This window comes from Pseudomonas sp. Gutcm_11s, assembly GCF_028649395.1.
Taxonomy (GTDB): domain Bacteria; phylum Pseudomonadota; class Gammaproteobacteria; order Pseudomonadales; family Pseudomonadaceae; genus Aquipseudomonas.
Window position 1 is genome coordinate 729,384 of the sequence record NZ_JAQSUW010000014.1, and the last position, 16,398, is coordinate 745,781.

The 16,398-nt window shown below is 67.1% G+C and carries 18 protein-coding genes; 16 read left to right on the forward strand and 2 right to left on the reverse strand.

The window, feature by feature from the left end; all coding sequences use genetic code 11:
• Positions 1 to 52: 52 nt before the first annotated feature.
• The 5 genes from PTT45_RS14285 (at position 53) to PTT45_RS14305 (ending at position 5,441) form a co-directional block, all read left to right on the forward strand.
• Positions 53 to 1,393 carry a DUF3300 domain-containing protein gene (locus PTT45_RS14285; RefSeq protein WP_443218182.1) on the forward strand — a complete coding sequence of 447 codons (1,341 nt, stop codon included), beginning with the start codon at positions 53 to 55 and terminating at the stop codon, positions 1,391 to 1,393.
• A gap of 14 nt (positions 1,394 to 1,407) precedes the next feature.
• On the forward strand, positions 1,408 to 2,295 hold the full coding sequence (locus PTT45_RS14290) for a DUF2950 domain-containing protein (protein WP_273814049.1): 888 nt from the start codon (positions 1,408 to 1,410) through the stop codon (positions 2,293 to 2,295).
• Positions 2,296 to 2,356: 61 nt separating this feature from the next.
• On the forward strand, positions 2,357 to 2,707 hold the full coding sequence (locus tag PTT45_RS14295) for a VOC family protein (protein WP_273814050.1): 351 nt from the start codon (positions 2,357 to 2,359) through the stop codon (positions 2,705 to 2,707).
• Between the two features lie 1,092 nt (positions 2,708 to 3,799).
• Entirely contained in the window at positions 3,800 to 4,342 is a 543-nt protein-coding gene (locus PTT45_RS22390) for a methyl-accepting chemotaxis protein (RefSeq protein ID WP_443218197.1), read from the forward strand.
• Between the two features lie 94 nt (positions 4,343 to 4,436).
• A complete protein-coding gene (locus PTT45_RS14305; protein ID WP_273814052.1) occupies positions 4,437 to 5,441 on the forward strand; it encodes an alpha/beta fold hydrolase in 1,005 nt (334 codons plus the stop codon).
• A 69-nt stretch (positions 5,442 to 5,510) separates the two neighbouring features.
• Here PTT45_RS14305 and PTT45_RS14310 read toward each other — a convergent pair whose 3' ends face one another.
• Positions 5,511 to 5,702 (reverse strand): PLDc N-terminal domain-containing protein, encoded by a 192-nt coding sequence (locus PTT45_RS14310; RefSeq protein ID WP_273814053.1) that lies wholly within the window; start codon positions 5,700 to 5,702, stop codon positions 5,511 to 5,513.
• A 240-nt stretch (positions 5,703 to 5,942) separates the two neighbouring features.
• On the opposite strand from PTT45_RS14310, the gene PTT45_RS14315 reads away from it, so the two are divergent.
• The 7 genes from PTT45_RS14315 to PTT45_RS14345 all read left to right on the forward strand — a co-directional run bounded on the left by PTT45_RS14315 (position 5,943) and on the right by PTT45_RS14345 (position 10,933).
• Positions 5,943 to 6,209: a hypothetical protein gene (locus PTT45_RS14315; protein ID WP_273814054.1), complete on the forward strand. Its 267-nt coding sequence runs from the start codon at positions 5,943 to 5,945 to the stop codon at positions 6,207 to 6,209.
• Between the two features lie 135 nt (positions 6,210 to 6,344).
• The gene (locus PTT45_RS14320) at positions 6,345 to 6,629 is read left to right on the forward strand and encodes a DUF1652 domain-containing protein (protein ID WP_273814055.1); all 285 of its coding nucleotides are present in this window, start codon (positions 6,345 to 6,347) and stop codon (positions 6,627 to 6,629) included.
• A gap of 10 nt (positions 6,630 to 6,639) precedes the next feature.
• Positions 6,640 to 7,332 (forward strand): YetF domain-containing protein, encoded by a 693-nt coding sequence (locus tag PTT45_RS14325; protein ID WP_273814056.1) that lies wholly within the window; start codon positions 6,640 to 6,642, stop codon positions 7,330 to 7,332.
• Positions 7,329 to 8,420: a DNA topoisomerase IB gene (locus tag PTT45_RS14330; RefSeq protein ID WP_273814058.1), complete on the forward strand. Its 1,092-nt coding sequence runs from the start codon at positions 7,329 to 7,331 to the stop codon at positions 8,418 to 8,420. The genes PTT45_RS14325 and PTT45_RS14330 overlap by 4 nt, the downstream gene beginning before the upstream one ends.
• A gap of 81 nt (positions 8,421 to 8,501) precedes the next feature.
• On the forward strand, positions 8,502 to 9,485 hold the full coding sequence (locus PTT45_RS14335; RefSeq protein ID WP_273814060.1) for a GlxA family transcriptional regulator: 984 nt from the start codon (positions 8,502 to 8,504) through the stop codon (positions 9,483 to 9,485).
• 30 nt (positions 9,486 to 9,515) lie between these two features.
• The gene (locus PTT45_RS14340) at positions 9,516 to 9,755 is read left to right on the forward strand and encodes a DUF1272 domain-containing protein (RefSeq protein WP_273814061.1); all 240 of its coding nucleotides are present in this window, start codon (positions 9,516 to 9,518) and stop codon (positions 9,753 to 9,755) included.
• An 8-nt stretch (positions 9,756 to 9,763) separates the two neighbouring features.
• Positions 9,764 to 10,933 (forward strand): MFS transporter, encoded by a 1,170-nt coding sequence (locus PTT45_RS14345; protein ID WP_273814062.1) that lies wholly within the window; start codon positions 9,764 to 9,766, stop codon positions 10,931 to 10,933.
• 65 nt (positions 10,934 to 10,998) lie between these two features.
• Here PTT45_RS14345 and nfuA read toward each other — a convergent pair whose 3' ends face one another.
• Positions 10,999 to 11,583: a Fe-S biogenesis protein NfuA gene (nfuA, locus tag PTT45_RS14350; RefSeq protein ID WP_043307800.1), complete on the reverse strand. Its 585-nt coding sequence runs from the start codon at positions 11,581 to 11,583 to the stop codon at positions 10,999 to 11,001.
• Positions 11,584 to 11,807: 224 nt separating this feature from the next.
• Between nfuA and PTT45_RS14355 the strand changes: the two genes are divergently transcribed.
• The 4 genes from PTT45_RS14355 (at position 11,808) to PTT45_RS14370 (ending at position 16,240) form a co-directional block, all read left to right on the forward strand.
• Complete coding sequence (locus PTT45_RS14355; protein ID WP_273814066.1) at positions 11,808 to 12,476, forward strand: TetR/AcrR family transcriptional regulator; 669 nt, start codon at positions 11,808 to 11,810, stop codon at positions 12,474 to 12,476.
• Between the two features lie 173 nt (positions 12,477 to 12,649).
• On the forward strand, positions 12,650 to 14,191 hold the full coding sequence (locus tag PTT45_RS14360) for an ABC transporter ATP-binding protein (protein ID WP_273814067.1): 1,542 nt from the start codon (positions 12,650 to 12,652) through the stop codon (positions 14,189 to 14,191).
• Between the two features lie 12 nt (positions 14,192 to 14,203).
• A complete protein-coding gene (locus PTT45_RS14365; RefSeq protein ID WP_273814069.1) occupies positions 14,204 to 15,301 on the forward strand; it encodes an ABC transporter permease in 1,098 nt (365 codons plus the stop codon).
• A gap of 12 nt (positions 15,302 to 15,313) precedes the next feature.
• Entirely contained in the window at positions 15,314 to 16,240 is a 927-nt protein-coding gene (locus PTT45_RS14370) for an ABC transporter permease (RefSeq protein ID WP_273814071.1), read from the forward strand.
• The last annotated feature ends 158 nt before the right edge of the window (positions 16,241 to 16,398 follow it).

A 16,398-nucleotide genomic window follows, 5' to 3' on the forward strand; every position in this document is an offset into this window, starting at 1 on the left:
GAGCGCGGCGGCAGCCGCCTCAGGTTCGCGCATCTGCGCAAGGAGGAACGCCATGCGAATTCACACCGGGCTCGGCCTGCTGCCCCTGCTCATGGTGCTGGGAGTCACACCGATCACACCGGCCGTGGCCGAGGAGCCGGCCCCCGCCAGCTCCGCAAGCGAACAGGTGTTCAGCACCGAAGAGCTGGACCAGATGCTCGCCCCGCTGGCTCTGTATCCCGATGCCCTGCTGGCTCAAGTGCTGATGGCCACCACCTACCCCGGCGATGTGGCCGACGCGGTGACCTGGTCCACCGAGCACCCGGATGCCAGCGGCGACGATGCGGTGCGTCAGGTCTCCGATCAGTCCTGGGACCCGAGCGTGCAGTCGCTGGTCGCCTTCCCCGCCGTGCTGGCCACCATGGGCCAGGACCCGGCCTGGGTGCAGCGGGTCGGGGACGCCTTCCTCGCTCAGCCCGACGCGGTGATGAGCTCGGTCCAGCGCCTGCGCCAACAGGCCAAGGCAGCCGGCAACCTGGAGTCCAACGACAAGCAGAAGGTCAGCGAGAAGCCAGCCGAGCCCGCCCAGGTGACCAGCTCCGGCAGCACGCAACAAACCATCATCATCGAGTCGGCCGACCCGCAGGTGGTCTACGTGCCCAGCTACAACCCCACCGTGGTCTACGGCACCTGGCCCTATCCATCCTACCCGCCGGTGTACTATCCGCCGCCCGGCTACTACTTCGGCTCCGCCGTGGTCGCCGGCATAGGCTTCGCCGCGGGCGTGGCCATAGTCGATTCGCTCTGGGGTGACTGCAACTGGGGCCACGGCGACATCGACATCGACGTCAATCGCTACAACAACATCAACGACAACCGTCAGCTCAACGTCAACCAGAACACCTGGAAGCACAACGCCGCGAACCGCGATGGCGTGCCCTACCGCGACCGGGCCAGCCGCGAGCAATTCAGCCAGCGCCTGGCCAACGGCGAACAGCGCCAGTCCCTGCGTGGTCGCGACCCGGCCCAGGCCGCCGACCGTGAGCGCGCACGGCAAAGCCTGCAACAGCATGGCTTCGAGAGCCCCGCCACCAACAATCGCCAGGCTCTGGAGCGGGCGCAGAGCGCCAACCGCGAGATGCGCAACTCGGACCAGCTGCGCCAGCGCGCCCAGTCCCGCGAACCGCGCAACACGGCGCAGAGCCGCCAACAGGCTCGCCAGCAGCACGCCACCACGCGTGGCGCCCGTGACAATGCCTTCGCCGGCGCGCGTGCACCCGACCGGGAGCGCGCCTACCAGCAACGTGGCCAAGCCAGCCGGGCCTCGGTCAGCCGGCCGCAGGCGGCGCGCGCCAGCGGGCGCGCGGTGAGCCGCCCGGCCATGTCCTCTCGCGGCGGCGCCCGTCGGCGCTGATAAGGAGACCCGTCATGAATCTGACTTTGCGTACCCTCCTCGCCCTGGCCCCCTTCCTCGCCCTGCCCGCCCAGGCGCAGCAGGCCTTCTCAGCCCCCGAAGAAGCCGCCGCGGCTTTCGTTTCCGCACTGGGCACCGAGCACGCCGATGCCAAGCGCCTGGCCGCATTGCTGGGTGACGACTGGCGCGACTACATCCCGCTACAAGGCGTGCAGCGCGACGACGTCGAAGCCTTCCTCGCCCTATACCAGGAGAAACACGAGATCCGTCCCGAGGCCCGTGACCGCTCGCGCCTGGTGGTCGGCAACAGTGCCTGGGAGCTGCCGCTGCCACTGGTGCGCGGCAAGGACGGCTGGTTCTTCGACACCCGCGCCGGTGGCGAGACCATCCGCCTGCGCCGCATCGGCCGCAACGAACTGGCCACCCTGGAGGCCGTTCGCGCCTATCACGACGCGCAGATGGACTATGCCGAGGTGGATCGCAACGGCGATGGCGCCCTGGAATACGCGCAGAAGTTCGTCAGCAGCAATGGTAAGCACGATGGCCTGTACTGGGCCGAGCGCCCCGGCGAGGAAGAGAGCCCGCTGGGCCCGCTGTTTGGCGACGAACTGCCGAATGGCGACTGGCATGGCTATCGCTATCGCATCCTCACCGCCCAGGGGCCTTCGGCGCCCGGCGGTGCCTACGACTATCGGATCGGCAACATCATGAGCCGCGGCTTCGCGCTAGTCGCCTGGCCGGCCGACTACGGCAGCAGCGGCGTGATGAGCTTCATGATCAGCCACGACGGCGAAGTATTCGAGAAGGACCTGGGGCCAGACGGCGCGAAACAGGCGCTGGCCATGACCCGCTTCGATCCGGACAGCAGCTGGCAGGACGCCCCCGACGAGGAAGCCCACTGAGGCTTGCCCGGCGCAGCGACAAGCCGGAGGATGGGGCCTCCATTGCAAGGAGCGCCCCGTCATGCACCAGCACCACGGCATCAACTACCTGGAAATCCCCTGCCGCCAGCCCGAGGCGAGCAAGCAGTTCTTCGCCCAGGTGTTCGGCTGGACCTTCACCGACTACGGCCCGGACTACAGCTGCTTCATCGGCGCCGGTATCGACGGTGGCTTCTTCCGCTCACCGCAGGCCTTCTGCAGTGATAGCGGCTGCCCGCTGATCGTGCTGTACAGCGCCGATCTCAATGCCACCCAGAATGCAGTCGAGGCCGCCGGCGGGCGCATCCTCAAGCCGGTGTTCGCCTTCCCAGGCGGCCGGCGCTTCCATTTCGCCGACCCCAGCGACAACGAATACGCCGTCTGGTCCGAATAAGGCGACTTTCCCGCCTTTGTGGGCGACGAAAACGCCGTATCCGCCTGTTTGTCGTCAAAAGTGCGACGTCACCCGTTTGGCTGGGTAATCTGCCGACACGGCCAAGTGCCATCATTCGGTTTTCCGACTAAAGCCGCAGCGCAGCCGCGCCGATAGCTGCGGCAACAACGACAAGAACGGAGCCTACCCATGCAACAAGGGCTGTTAGCCACTCTCATGCCGCAAGCCGAACTGGACCGCAGCGACGAGCTGCTGAGCCGCATGCTGGCCTTCTTCTGCCTGTGCGGCATCGCCATCGGCCTGTACAGCGGCATCAAATGGGGCCGCCTCGGCAACGAGGCTCTGGTGCAAGGCTCGCTGCTGCTGATCATCGGCATGCCCATCGCCCTGCTGGTCCTGCGCCAGGCATGGCTGCCGGCGCGGGGCGCGGCGAACTTCGCGATGGCGCTGATCAGCAGCTACGCGATGATCCTCATCTACCAGCTCGGTGGGCTGCACTCGGCGCATGTGTTCTGGCCGCTGGTGGTGATCGGCTTCGCCTACCTGCTGCTGGGCGGGCGCAGCGCGGCATTCTGGGGTCTGCTGCAGCTGATCTTCGTGTTCTGGCTGATCCGCCTGGACCGTTCCGGCGCCGCGCTGCCGCAGTTCGAGCTGAGCCCGCGCGACGCCATGCTCAACGAGTACTCCGGCTACATGCTGCCGGTGATCACCATGTGGCTGGCCCAGTGGTACAGCGCGCGAGTACGCCAACAGGCGCTGGAGGGTGCCCAGCAGCACCTGGACGAGGCCCAGCGCATTGGCAAGAGTGCCACCGCCGGAGCCCAGCAACTGGCCGGCCTGCTCGATGAAGTACGGCACAGCGCCGGCGACCTGCGCCAACTGTCGCAGCAGCTCTACGCCACCCTCGACAGCATGCGCCAGCGCTGCCAGAGCATCGACGGCGACGTGCAGCAGCAGGCGGATGCCATGCACCACCTCGACCTGGCCGTGCACGAGGTTCTCGCCGGCCTGGAGCAGAGTACCGAGCACATGCAGCAGCTGAGCCAGGACACCCAGCACAGCAGCGGCCAGGTCAACGCCTGCGCCACCCGCATGCAGCAGGCGCAATCCAGCATGCAGGCGATCCAGGCGAGCAACCTGCGCATCGCCGAATCCATGCAGATGATCAGCGCCATCGCCCAGCAGACCAACCTGCTCGCGCTCAATGCGGCCATCGAGGCGGCGCGTGCCGGCCAGCATGGCCGCGGCTTCGCCGTGGTGGCCGACGAGGTACGCAACCTATCGCAACGCAGCAACCAGACCGCCGACACCGTGCAGAGCGTCCTCGGCGAGTCCGAGCAGATCGTCAATACCGGCGCCGAGCAGGTCAGCGACGTGGGCGAGGCCCTGGCCGAGAACGCCGCACTGACCGCCAACCTGTCCGGGGCCATCCTCGAGCACAGCCAGGCGCTGGACCAGGCGCACCACCAGCTGATCCAGGTGCGCAACCACAGCACTGCCCAGCGCCAGGCGAGCCAGCATCAGCGCATCGCCACCGCCGAGTTGCTGGAAGCCCAGGACTCGCTGGTTACCCTCGGAGAGCGTCTGGAACAGCTGTCGCAGCAACTGCACCAGCGCGTCGTCGAGCGCAGCTGAGGAGCGCCTGCGGAAACATCCGGGCACAGAGCGGAGCTTTCTCCCGGGGCGGCAGTTGTCCTACAACTGCCGCTTTCCCGTCAGGAGTCCGCGCATGTCCAGGATCACCCCAGCCCTGCTCTTCGCCCCCTTGCTCGCCAGCGCCACGGCCCATGCCGCCACGCCGAGTTATGGCGAGCAACTGGAAGGTTTCACCTATCCCTACCCGCAGCAGCGCTTCGAGCTGCAGTCCCAGGGCCAGAAGCTGTCCATGGCCTACATGGACGTGGCCGCCAAGGGCCAGGCCAACGGCCACACCGTGGTGCTGCTGCACGGCAAGAACTTCTGCGGCGCCACCTGGGAGCAGACCATCGCCACCCTGAGCGACAAGGGCTACCGGGTGATCGCGCCGGACCAGATCGGCTTCTGCGCCTCCAGCAAACCGCGCGGCTACCAGTTCAGCTTCAACCAGCTGGCATTGAACACCCAGGCCCTGCTGGACAGCCTCGAGGTGAAACAGGCCACGGTGATCGGCCACTCCATGGGCGGCATGCTCGCCGCGCGTTTCGCCATCAATCACCCGCAGAGCGTCGAGCAGCTGGTACTGGTCAACCCCATCGGCCTGGAGGACTGGCAAGCCGAAGGCGTGCCCTACGCGAGCATCGACCAGCTCAACCAGGGTGAGCTGAAGGCCAACCACGAGAGCATCAAGAACTACCAGCTGAAGTTCTATTACAACGGCCAGTGGAAGCCTGAGTACGACCGCTGGGTGGACATGCAGGTTGGCCTGTACCACGGCAAGGGCCGCGAGATCGTGGCCTGGAACCAGGCGCAGACCGCCGACATGCTGTTCACCCAGCCGGTGATCCACGAGTTCGGCCGCATCCAGGCACCGACCCTGTTGCTGATCGGCGGCAAGGACCGCACCGCGCCGGGCGCCGCCCGCGCGCCCAAGGAGCTTGCCGAGCGCCTGGGCAATTACCCGGAACTGGGACGCAAAGCGACTGCTGCGCTGCCCAAGGGCACCTTGGTCGAATTCCCCGAACTGGGCCATTCACCCCAGGTAGAAGCGCCGGAGCGCTTCCACCAGGCCCTGCTGAAGGGCCTGATCACGCTGTAGCTGACAGGCACGAAAAGGCCGGCAAATGCCGGCCTTTTTCTTTTCTGCGCCCGTCTCAGCGGCGCCCATTCATATCTTCACGTTGCCACGCGGCCCCATCAGGGCCCAGATGATCAGCCCGATCACCGGCAGCAGGATGATCAGTAGCACCCAGAGGATCTTCATCCCGGTTTCCGCGCTGCTCTTGATCACATTGATGATGGCCCAGATGTCGAGGGCGAGAATGGCCAGGCTGACAAGACCGCTGAGAGTGGAACCCATGACGACACTCCTGTTCGAAATAGCTACCCAACTAAGATAGGTCCGCCCTGCAAAACGATCCAAAAATCACCACGCAGGCCGGTAAAACCCTGAAAAAACCCCTACATGCGACAAATTGCTATGTTTTTACGACAGCATGTGACTCCAAGGTCATATTTCGCCATCCATTAGGCACAGGCCACGGCAATACGCGCCTTCGCTGGCCAGATCGCATATTGGGCACTCTTGGAGAACAGACCCATGAATACCTCGCTCCGCGTCAACGAAGCCCTTCTGATTGCCGGCCGCGCCTTCCAGCCGTTCCAGTGCGTCGCCTGGCAGCCACAGGATGGCACCGGCTCGATCACCCTGGCCGTGATCGACCGCACCAACCGCCGCCTGGGCCAGGCACAACTGGACAGCCGCACCTATGCTGATCCTGCACAGCTGGCCGATGCCCTGATCCAGTCCCGCGAGCAGATCAGCCGCCAGGGTTACGATCTCGATCCGTGGAGCATGCCCGAGTAAACGCTTCGCAAGACCCCGGCCTGCCGCCGAGCCCCAGCCCCCTGAGCCGCAAGGCCAGGGGGCTTGTTGTTTCTGTACGAACCTAACGCCCGCCGCCCCGTCTATGGATTAACAGCCACGGACCAAGGAGCCGGCATGAGCACGCCTCTCAGCCTCGAAGAAGCCCGGAGCATCGTCGAGCAGGCCTTCCTGCCCCACGCCTGCGCCACCCTGACGACCTCCGAGGACGCCAGCTTCTCCTTCCGCGTGTTCGACGACAGCGAGGTCGAACTGCTGTCCCAGCCCCACGTGGCGCGCTCGCAGTACGCCGACGCCACACGCCTGGCCGGCCTGATCGAGCTGGCGCGGCAGGAGTTGAGCAAGGACGGTTACGAGCTCACGCCCTGGTCGATGCCCTGGAGCAACCCGCAGAGTTCGTGAGGAGGCGCGCATGCAGGCCTTCGACTGGCAGCGCATGCTGCTCGACGACTTTCCCCTGGCCTTTCTCGGCGAGGTGGCATTGCGCGCCTTCCTCGCCTACCTCGCGGTATTCGTCTTCCTCAAGATTTCCGGCCGGCGCGGCGTGCGCCAGCTGTCGCTGTTCGAACTGGTGGTGATCCTCACCCTGGGCTCGGCCGCCGGCGATGTGTCCTTCTATGACGACGTGGCCCTGCTGCCAGTGTTCATGGTCTTCGCCACCCTGCTCCTGCTGTACAACCTGACGACCAGGCTGATCAAACACTGCCCGCGCTTCGGCGAATGGGTGGAGGGCAAGCCGGTGGTGATCATCCGCGACGGTATGTTCGAGCTCGGCACCCTGGATCAGCAGAACATCTCCAGCGACGAGTTCCATATGGAGCTGCGCCGCGCCGGTGTCGAGCATCTGGGCCAGGTGCGCCTGGGCATCCTCGAGGTCGATGGTGACCTGAGCCTGTATTTCTACCCCGGCGAGGACACGCACAGCGGCCTGTCGGTGCTGCCGGAAGCGCTCAACCCGAGCTTCCAGCAGACTCCCGAAGACGGCCTGTATGCCTGCAATCGCTGCGGCAACGCCCTGCAACTGGCAGGCAACGCGGCAGCTACCTGCCCACGCTGCGCCGGCCGCTGCTGGAGCCACGCGCTGCAGAGGCAGCGCTACCCATGAGCGAACGGGTACCGCCCCTGGCCAGCGGCGTGCGCCCATTGCCGGCAGACGAGGGTTGCGATACCGGCACGCCACTGTGCCCCGAGCTGCCGGCCGACCTGCACTACGTCGACGACCGCCAGCCCGGCATCAGCCGGCGCAAACTGCGCGGTCGCTTCGCCTACTTCAGCGCCGACGGCGAGCGCATCCGCGATGACGAGGAAGTTCGCCGCATCAATGCACTGGCGATTCCCCCGGCCTACAGCAACGTGTGGATCTGCCCCGACCCACAGGGGCATCTGCAGGCGGTCGGCCGCGACGCCCGCGGGCGCAAGCAGTACCGTTACCACCCGCGCTGGCGCGAGGTGCGCGACAGCAACAAGTACGAACGCATGCTCGACTTCGGCCTGGCCCTGCCGGCCCTGCGCCGCCGTGTCGAGGCCGACCTGGCACTGCGCAGCCTGTGCCGCGACAAGGTCATGGCCACGGTGATCGCCCTGCTCGACAGCACGCTGATCCGCGTCGGCAACCCGCAATACGCGCGGCAGAACAAATCCTTCGGCCTCACCACCCTGCGCAACCGCCATGTCGAGGTCAGCGGCGGCGCCATTCGCTTCCATTTCCGTGGCAAGGGCGGCATCGAGCACCGCGTCAGCCTCGACCATCCACGCCTGGCCCGTGCCGTGCGGCGCTGCATGGAGCTGCCGGGGCAACAGCTGTTCCAGTACCTGGATGACGACGGGCAACGTCGCGACGTGAGCTCGGCGGACGTCAACGCCTACCTGCAGGAGCACGCCGGCAGCGACTTCAGCGCCAAGGACTACCGCACCTGGGCCGGCAGCGCCCAGGCGCTGCACCTGCTCAGGCAGCTCACCCCGGCCACGGAGAACGAGGCCCGCAGCCAGGTGGTAGAGGTGACCCGGCAGGTGTCGCAGCTGCTGGGCAACACCCCCGCCATCTGCCGCAAGTGCTACATCCACCCCGCCGTGATCGAGGCGTTCCTCGACGGTAGCCTGGCCAAGCTGCGCGCCAGCCGGCCACGGCAGGGCCTGCGCGAGGAGGAAAGCCTGCTGCTGCGCTTTCTCGGAGGCCAGGCGCCTGGCAACTAGATTGGCAATATTTGTGGGTTAGTTGTCCTTGTTGCCATTCGGCGGCAGGCGCAGACTCTCTCCAACTCCTGGAGATAGCCCATGAAGACCATTGCCAGCCTGCTCTATCCGGATGTGATGAGCCTGGACATTACCGGCCCGCTGCAAGTGTTCGCCTCGGCCAACGTCGAGCTGCGCCGCCAGGGCCTGCCCGAGGCCTATCGCGTGCTGGTGCTGGCCGATGCCAGCGGGCCGATAGCCACCTCCGCCGGCTTCCAGCTGGTCGCGCAGCGCGCCTGGAGTGACTGCGATCCCGGCGAGCTGGACACCCTGCTGATTCCCGGCGGGCTCGGCGAGATCGACCAGTGCAACAACCAGCAGCTGCTCGACTGGCTGCGCGCGACCGAGCCACAGATCCGCCGCCTCGGCTCGGTGTGCTCCGGCGCGCTGATCCTGGCCGCCGCCGGCCTGCTCGAAGGGCGCCGCGCCACCACGCACTGGGCCGACGTGGCTGCGCTGAGCTGCCACCCCGGCATCGAGGTGGACGGCGATCGCCTGCACACCTACGACCCCAGCGGCCGTGACGGCGACGCCCACATCTTCACCTCCGCCGGTGTCACCGCCGGCATCGACCTGGCCCTGGCGCTGGTCGAGGCCGACCTGGGCCGGCCCTTGGCGCTGGCCGTGGCCCGGCGCCTGGTGATGTTCCTGCGCCGCCCCGGCGGCCAGGCGCAGTTCAGCGCCCTGCTCGCCCCGGACGCCAGCCGCACTCCGCGCCTGCTCGGCCTGCTGGAGTGGATGGCGCAGAACCTCGCCGCCGACCTGTCGCTGGAAAAGCTCGCCGAGCACGCCAGCCTGTCCACCCGCAGCCTGTCGCGACTGTTCGTCCAGGAACTGGGCATGGGGCCGGGGCGTTACGTCGAACAGTTGCGCCTGGAGGCTGCCCGCGGGCTGCTGCAGGACAGCGGCGCGTCGATCGGCACGGTGGCGCGCCTGACCGGCTTCCGCCACCCGGAAAACCTGCGCCGCACCTTCCACAAGCACCTGGCGGTCAGCCCCCAGGACTACGCCCAGCGCTTCGCCTGAAAGCCAACCACCACGCCAAGGAGAACCACCATGCTGCAACTGCGCCCCGGCTGCGAATGCTGCGACCGCGACCTGCCCCCGGATTCCCGCGAGGCGATGATCTGCTCCTTCGAGTGCACCTTCTGCCGCGACTGCGCGGAAAGCCATCTGCAAGGTCACTGCCCCAACTGTGCCGGCGAACTGGTGCGCCGTCCGACTCGCCCGGCCAACAAGCTGGAGCGCTTCCCGGCCGTCAACGAGCGCACCCACAAACCCGCCGGCTGCCAGTGAGGCCCCGCATGTTCCTGCTACGCAACCCCACGCTGCTGCGGCTGTTCCTCGCCCAGGCGCTGTTCTGGAGCTGCACCCTGATCGGGGTGACGCTGACCTCACTGGTTGGCCTGCAGCTGGCGCCCTACAACGGTCTGGCCACCCTGCCGCTGGCCCTGCTGGTACTCGGCTACCTGTTCTCGACCCAGCCACTGTCGCTGTTCATGCAGCGTCACGGCCGCCGCGCCGGACTGCTGCTGGGCGCCGCCAGCGGCATCCTCGGCGGGCTGGTCAGCGCCAGCGGGATATGGCTGGCGGACTTCTGGCTGTTCTGCCTGGGCGCCCTGCCGCTGGGCATCTACCAGGCTTCCGCCATGTACTACCGCTTCGCCGCCCTGGAGGCGGTCGACGAGGCGCACAAGGGCCGCGCCACTGCCTGGGTGATCGGCGGCGGCCTGTGCGCGGCGCTGCTCGCGCCGCCACTCGCCCTGTGGGCACAGAACGCCCTGGCCACGCCCTTCGTCGGCGCCTATCTGGCGGTCGCCGCCCTGGCCAGCCTGGGCCTGCTGCTGTTGTCCGGCCTGCAGCAGGGCGCCCTGCCGCCTGGCAATGGTGGCGGCTTGGCCGCCCTGCGCACGCTGCTCAGCCGCCCGGTGGTGCGTACTGCCATCGCCACCACCGCCATCGGCCACGGCCTGATGATCCTGGTGATGAACTCCACGCCGCTGGCCATGAGCCTGTGCGGCCTGCCGCTGGAGGCCGGCGCCGAGGTGATTCGCTGGCACATGGTCGGCATGTTCCTGCCAGCCTTCTTCGCCGGCCCGCTGGTCGACCGTCTTGGCTGCCGCCGCGTCGCCCTGCTCGGCATCGTGCTGCTGGCGGCGAGCGCCGGCATCGCCCTGAGCGGGCAGCTGCAGAGCTACTTCCTGGTGTCTTCGCTGCTGCTGGGCATGGGCTGGAACCTGATGCTGGTGGCCGGCACCACCCTGCTCGGCCAAGGCCATGCGCCAGAGGAACGCGGCCAGGCCCAAGGCCTGATGGAGCTGGGCAACGGCACGGTGGCGGCCTGCGCCTCCTTCGCCTCCGGCGCGCTGATCAGCGGCCTGGGCTGGAACCCGGTCAACCTGGCCATGCTGCCACTGCTGGTCCTGGCGCTGCTGGCCTTGGCCAGTGGTCGCCGCCAGGCAGTGCCGGCCTAGCGAAACGGCTCGCCAGAAAAGACGAAAGGCGCCCTAGGGCGCCTTTCTCATGCCACCGCGAACACTCAGTAGTAGGCGTTCTCGCGGTTGCTGTGGTCGGTCACGTCACGCACGCCCTTCAGCTCGGGGATGCGCTCCAGCAGGGTCTTCTCGATCCCTTCCTTGAGGGTGAAGTCGGCCTGACCGCAGCCCTGGCAGCCGCCGCCGAAGCGCAACACGGCGATGCCTTCCTCGACCACGTCGACCAGGCTCACCTGGCCGCCATGGCTGGCGAGGCCGGGGTTGATCTCGGTCTGCAGGTAATAGTTGATGCGCTCGGTGATCGGGCTGTCCTCGTTGACCATCGGCACCTTGGCGTTCGGCGCCTTGATGGTCAGCTGACCGCCCATGCGGTCGGTGGAGTAGTCGACTACGGCGTCTTCCAGGAACGGCTCGCTGACAGCATCGATCCAGGCGGTGAATTCCTTCAGCGCCAGAGCGGTGTCTTCGGCCTTCTGCTCGCCCGGCTTGCAGTAGGCGATGCAGGTCTCAGCGTAAGGCGTGCCGGGCTGGGTGATGAAGACGCGGATGCCGATACCGGTGGTGTTCTGCTTCTTCAGCAGATCAGCCAGATAATCGTGGGCGGCGTCGGTAATGGTGATGGCGCTCATGGCAACTCCTCGCAAACGTGGCGCCAGTGTACGCCAATCGCCTCTTCCCGACAAAGTCCTAGTATTTCAGTAGGAATAAGAATCCGTCGCACCAAAAGCGCACTCGCGCCTCAGCGCGGGGCGGCTACCCAGGCCGCTGCACTTCGATTCCCCATGCATCCGGGCCTTTGATCAATTGGTCAGCTATTTGCAAGGGAGCGGCACCTGCCCCAGCGAGAGCCGCAATGACCATTCTGATCCCCTCCCATACGGCCGGTGCGGAGAAGCCGGCCGGCCGCATCCGCCAGGCTAACGAGAGTCGCATCCTCGCCGCCGCCGCCCAGGAGTTCGCCCGCCACGGCTTCAAGGGCACCACCATGCTCAACATCGCCGAGCAGGCGGAGCTGCCCAAGGCCAACCTGCACTACTACTTCACCAACAAGCTGAGCCTGTATGTGGCGGTGCTCACCGACATCATCGAGCTGTGGGACAGCACCTTCAATCACCTCAGCGTCGACGACGACCCCGCCACCGCGCTGAGCGCCTACATCCGCGCCAAGATGGAGTTCTCGCGCCTGCACCCGGAGGCCTCGCGCATCTTCGCCATGGAGGTGATCGGCGGCTGCCCCTGCCTCAGCGAGCACTTCGATCAGGACTACCAGACCTGGTTCATCGGCCGCACGGCGGTGTTCAAGCAGTGGATCGCCGCCGGCCGCATGGACCCGGTCGACCCGGCTCACCTGATCTTCCTGCTATGGAGCAGCACCCAGCATTACGCCGACTTCGGCTCGCAGATCTGCCGCGTGCTAGGGCGCGAGCACCTGGACGAGGCCGAATTCGAACGAGCAAGACGCTCGCTCACCCACGTGATCCTCAAGGGTTGTGGCCTGCAGCCTCCGCCCGCCGGAGCATAGTGGTGCAACGCTTCCGTTAGTAACGAGCAGACGCACCAACATCGCCCACAGATGCAGCCACACATGCCAGCGACACGTCGCAAAGCCCGCAACCACGGGGCCGGCAAACCATCCTGACCATCTGGCCATGTTTTTGCTTATCTGCCGCACATCGACCATTCACCGAGCCGACCATGTCCCAATCTGATCTGCCGCAACGCCTGCAATTGCGCGCCATCACCAAGCGCTATCCGGGCACGCTGGCCAACGACCGCGTCGACCTGAGCATCCAGCCCGGCGAGATTCATGCCCTGCTCGGCGAGAACGGCGCCGGCAAGAGCACCCTGATGAAGATCATCTACGGCGTGACCCAGCCAGACTCCGGCGAGGTGCTCTGGGAAGGCCAGCCGGTGCAGGTGCGCGACCCGGCCCAGGCCCGCGAGCTGGGCATCGGCATGGTGTTCCAGCACTTCTCGCTGTTCGAGACCCTGAGCGTGGCCGAGAACATCGCCCTGGCCCTGGGACGCGAGGCCGGTACGCCGAAGCAGCTGGCGCCGCGCATCCGCGAGGTCTCGCAGCGCTACGGCATGGGTCTGGAGCCCGAGCGCCTGGTGCACAGCCTGTCCATCGGCGAGCGTCAGCGCGTGGAGATCGTTCGCTGCCTGATGCAGGACATCAAGCTGCTGATCCTCGACGAACCGACCTCGGTGCTCACCCCACAGGAGGTCGAGGAACTGTTCGTCACCCTGCGCGCCCTGGCCGCAGAGGGCTGCAGCATCCTGTTCATCAGCCACAAGCTCGGCGAAGTACGCGCCCTCTGCCACAACGCCACCGTTCTGCGCGGCGGCCGGGTGTCCGGCGACTGCGTGCCGGCCGAGTGCAGCGATCTGCAGCTGGCGCGCCTGATGGTCGGCGACGCCGAGGGCCTGGAGGCCAGCTACCCGAAAGTGGCCGGCGGCCTGCCGCGGCTGCGCGTGGACGACCTGACCTGGCGCAACAAGGACCCGTTCGGCACCTCCTTCGCCAACCTGCGCCTGGAAGTGCGCAGCGGCGAGATCGTCGGCATCGCCGGGGTCGCCGGCAACGGCCAGGACGAACTGCTCGGCCTGCTCTCCGGCGAGGTGCGCCTGCCAACCGCCGAGCGCGAGCGCATCACCCTCGACGGCCAGCCGATGGCCCACCTCTACCCCGACGCCCGCCGCGCTCGAGGTCTGGCCTTCGTGCCCGCCGAGCGCCTCGGCCACGGCGCCGTGCCGGAGATGAGCCTCTCCGACAACGCCCTGCTCACCGCCTTCCAGCAGGGCCTGGTCAGCCGCGGCATGATCCGCGCCGGCAAGGTGCTGGAACTGGCCGAGGAGATCATCCGCCGCTTCGCGGTGAAAACCCCGGACGCCCATACCCCGGCCCGCAGCCTGTCCGGCGGCAACCTGCAGAAGTTCATCCTCGGCCGCGAGATCCTGCAGAACCCTAAGCTGCTGGTGGCCGCGCACCCGACCTGGGGCGTGGACGTCGGCGCCGCCGCCGCCATTCACCGAGCGCTGATCGCCCTGCGCGACGCGGGCGCGGCGATCCTGGTGATCTCCGAGGACCTCGACGAGCTGTTCCAGATCAGCGACCGCATCGGCGCCCTGTGCAGCGGGCGCCTGTCGCCGCTCAAGGCCACCGCCGAGACCCATACCGTGGAGGTCGGCGGCTGGATGGCCGGCCAGTTCGACACCCCGCAAGACGCTGCCTGACGAGAGCCCGACATGCTGTTATCCCTCGAACCCCGTACCCAGCAGTCGCGCGCCATGCTCCTGCTATCGCCGCTGCTGGCCGGCCTGCTGACGCTGATCAGCGGGGCGATCCTGTTCGCTGCGCTCGGCCACGACCCGCTGGCCACCTTCCACACCCTGCTGATCGAGCCGATCAGCGATTTCTACGGCGTCTCGGAGCTGCTGATCAAGGCGCTGCCGATCCTGCTCTGCGCCTTCGGCCTGGCCGTGGCCTACCAGGCGCGGATCTGGAACATCGGCGCCGAGGGCCAGTTGCTGATGGGCGCGCTGGTGGGCAGTGCCCTGGCGGTGCACATCATCGACTGGGAGAGCCGCTGGGCGCTGGTCCTGGTGATCGCCGTCGGCGCACTCGCCGGTGCCGCCTGGGGCGCTCTTGCGGCGTGGCTGCGCACGCAGTTCAACGCCAACGAAATCCTCACCACCATCATGCTCAACTACATCGCCCTGAACCTGCTGCTGTTCTTCGTCCACGGCCCGCTCAAGGACCCGAACGGCTTCAGCTTCCCCGAGTCGGCGATGTTCGGTGACGCCAGCCGCCTGCCGCAGCTGTTCGAAGACGGCCGCGTGCATATCGGTCTGTTCTTCGCCCTGTTCGCCCTGGTGGCGGTCTGGGTGCTGCTGCAGAAGAGCTTCCTCGGCTTCCAGATCAAAGTGCTCGGCCTCGACCAGCGCGCCGCCGGCTTCGTCGGTTTCCGCGAGAAGCGCCTGGTCTGGCTGGCGCTGCTGATCAGCGGCGGCCTGGCCGGCCTGGCCGGCGTCAGCGAGGTCACCGGGCCGATTGGCCAACTGGTGCCGCAGGTGTCGCCGGGCTATGGCTACGCCGCCATCACCGTGGCCTTCCTCGGCCGCCTGAACCCGATCGGCATCGTCTGCGCCGGCCTGCTCATGGCCCTGCTCTACCTGGGCGGCGAAAACGCGCAGATGAACCTCAACCTGCCGCAATCGCTGACCGAGCTGTTCCAGGGAATGATGCTGTTCTACCTGCTCGCCTGCGACGTGCTGATCCTCTACAAGCCGCGGCTGAAACTGCTGTGGCACAAGCGTGCGGTCGCCCGCGACGCCCTGGCCTGATCCGGAGTACCCATGGATATCGATCTGCTGTCCAACATCCTCTATGCCATGGTGCGCTGCGGCACCCCGCTGCTGCTGGTCGCCCTCGGCGAGCTGGTGTGCGAGAAGAGTGGCGTCCTCAACCTCGGCCAGGAAGGCATGATGCTGTTCGGCGCGGTGATCGGCTTCATCGTCGCCTTCGCCAGCGGCAACCTGTGGCTCGGCGTACTGCTGGCGTGCCTGGCCGGCATGCTGCTGTCCTCGCTGTTCGCCCTGGTGGCGCTGGGCTGCCAGGCCAACCAGGTGGCCACGGGCCTGGCGCTGACTATCTTCGGCGTCGGCCTGTCGGCCTTCGTCGGCGCCGCCTGGGTCGGCAAACCGCTGACCGGCTTCGAGCCGGTGGCCATCCCGCTGCTGGCCGACATTCCGCTGATCGGCCACATGCTGTTCAACCAGGACGTGCTGGTCTACCTGTCCTTCGCCCTGTTCGCGCTGATCGCCTGGGTACTGCTGAAGAGCCGCATCGGCCTGATCCTCCAGGCCGTCGGCGAGAACCCGGACGCGGCCAGCGCCATGGGCCTGCCGGTGCTGCGCGTGCGCACCCTGGCCGTGCTGTTCGGCGGCGCCATGGCCGGCCTGGCCGGTGGCTACCTGTCGCTGGCCTACACGCCGATGTGGGCGGAGAACATGACCGCCGGGCGCGGCTGGATCGCCCTGGCGCTGGTGGTATTCGCCAGCTGGCGAGTGTTCCGCGTGCTGCTCGGCGCCTACCTGTTCGGCCTGGCCAGCATCCTCCACCTGGTCGCGCAGGGCATCGGCATCAGCGTGCCGTCCAACCTGCTGGCGATGCTGCCCTACGTGGCGACCATCCTGGTGCTGGTGGTGCTCTCGCGCGATGCGATCAAGACCCGTCTGTACGCCCCGGTTTCCCTCGGCCAGCCGTGGAAGGCGGGCCACTGAACATGGGCGCCGGACTGCACCAGATTCACGCCGCAGCTCGTCACGGCGCGCCAGTTTTGACCATTTCGCCAACTTCTGCGCCAGCCGTTACGGCGCAGAAGCCCGAAGCAACACGCAACAGCGCTTTTTTGTCTTTCTGGTCAATTTATTGCATTGAG

Bases quoted from the DNA above. Each gene is read 5' to 3' on its own strand.
- PTT45_RS14285 (WP_443218182.1), top strand. From the start codon at position 53: ATGCGAATTCACACCGGGCTCGGCCTGCTGCCCCTGCTCATGGTGCTG.
- PTT45_RS14290 (WP_273814049.1), top strand. From the start codon at position 1,408: ATGAATCTGACTTTGCGTACCCTCCTCGCCCTGGCCCCCTTCCTCGCC.
- PTT45_RS14295 (WP_273814050.1), top strand. From the start codon at position 2,357: ATGCACCAGCACCACGGCATCAACTACCTGGAAATCCCCTGCCGCCAG.
- PTT45_RS22390 (WP_443218197.1), top strand. From the start codon at position 3,800: ATGCAGCAGGCGCAATCCAGCATGCAGGCGATCCAGGCGAGCAACCTG.
- PTT45_RS14305 (WP_273814052.1), top strand. From the start codon at position 4,437: ATGTCCAGGATCACCCCAGCCCTGCTCTTCGCCCCCTTGCTCGCCAGC.
- PTT45_RS14310 (WP_273814053.1), bottom strand. From the start codon at position 5,702: ATGGGTTCCACTCTCAGCGGTCTTGTCAGCCTGGCCATTCTCGCCCTC.
- PTT45_RS14315 (WP_273814054.1), top strand. From the start codon at position 5,943: ATGAATACCTCGCTCCGCGTCAACGAAGCCCTTCTGATTGCCGGCCGC.
- PTT45_RS14320 (WP_273814055.1), top strand. From the start codon at position 6,345: ATGAGCACGCCTCTCAGCCTCGAAGAAGCCCGGAGCATCGTCGAGCAG.
- PTT45_RS14325 (WP_273814056.1), top strand. From the start codon at position 6,640: ATGCAGGCCTTCGACTGGCAGCGCATGCTGCTCGACGACTTTCCCCTG.
- PTT45_RS14330 (WP_273814058.1), top strand. From the start codon at position 7,329: ATGAGCGAACGGGTACCGCCCCTGGCCAGCGGCGTGCGCCCATTGCCG.
- PTT45_RS14335 (WP_273814060.1), top strand. From the start codon at position 8,502: ATGAAGACCATTGCCAGCCTGCTCTATCCGGATGTGATGAGCCTGGAC.
- PTT45_RS14340 (WP_273814061.1), top strand. From the start codon at position 9,516: ATGCTGCAACTGCGCCCCGGCTGCGAATGCTGCGACCGCGACCTGCCC.
- PTT45_RS14345 (WP_273814062.1), top strand. From the start codon at position 9,764: ATGTTCCTGCTACGCAACCCCACGCTGCTGCGGCTGTTCCTCGCCCAG.
- nfuA (WP_043307800.1), bottom strand. From the start codon at position 11,583: ATGAGCGCCATCACCATTACCGACGCCGCCCACGATTATCTGGCTGAT.
- PTT45_RS14355 (WP_273814066.1), top strand. From the start codon at position 11,808: ATGACCATTCTGATCCCCTCCCATACGGCCGGTGCGGAGAAGCCGGCC.
- PTT45_RS14360 (WP_273814067.1), top strand. From the start codon at position 12,650: ATGTCCCAATCTGATCTGCCGCAACGCCTGCAATTGCGCGCCATCACC.
- PTT45_RS14365 (WP_273814069.1), top strand. From the start codon at position 14,204: ATGCTGTTATCCCTCGAACCCCGTACCCAGCAGTCGCGCGCCATGCTC.
- PTT45_RS14370 (WP_273814071.1), top strand. From the start codon at position 15,314: ATGGATATCGATCTGCTGTCCAACATCCTCTATGCCATGGTGCGCTGC.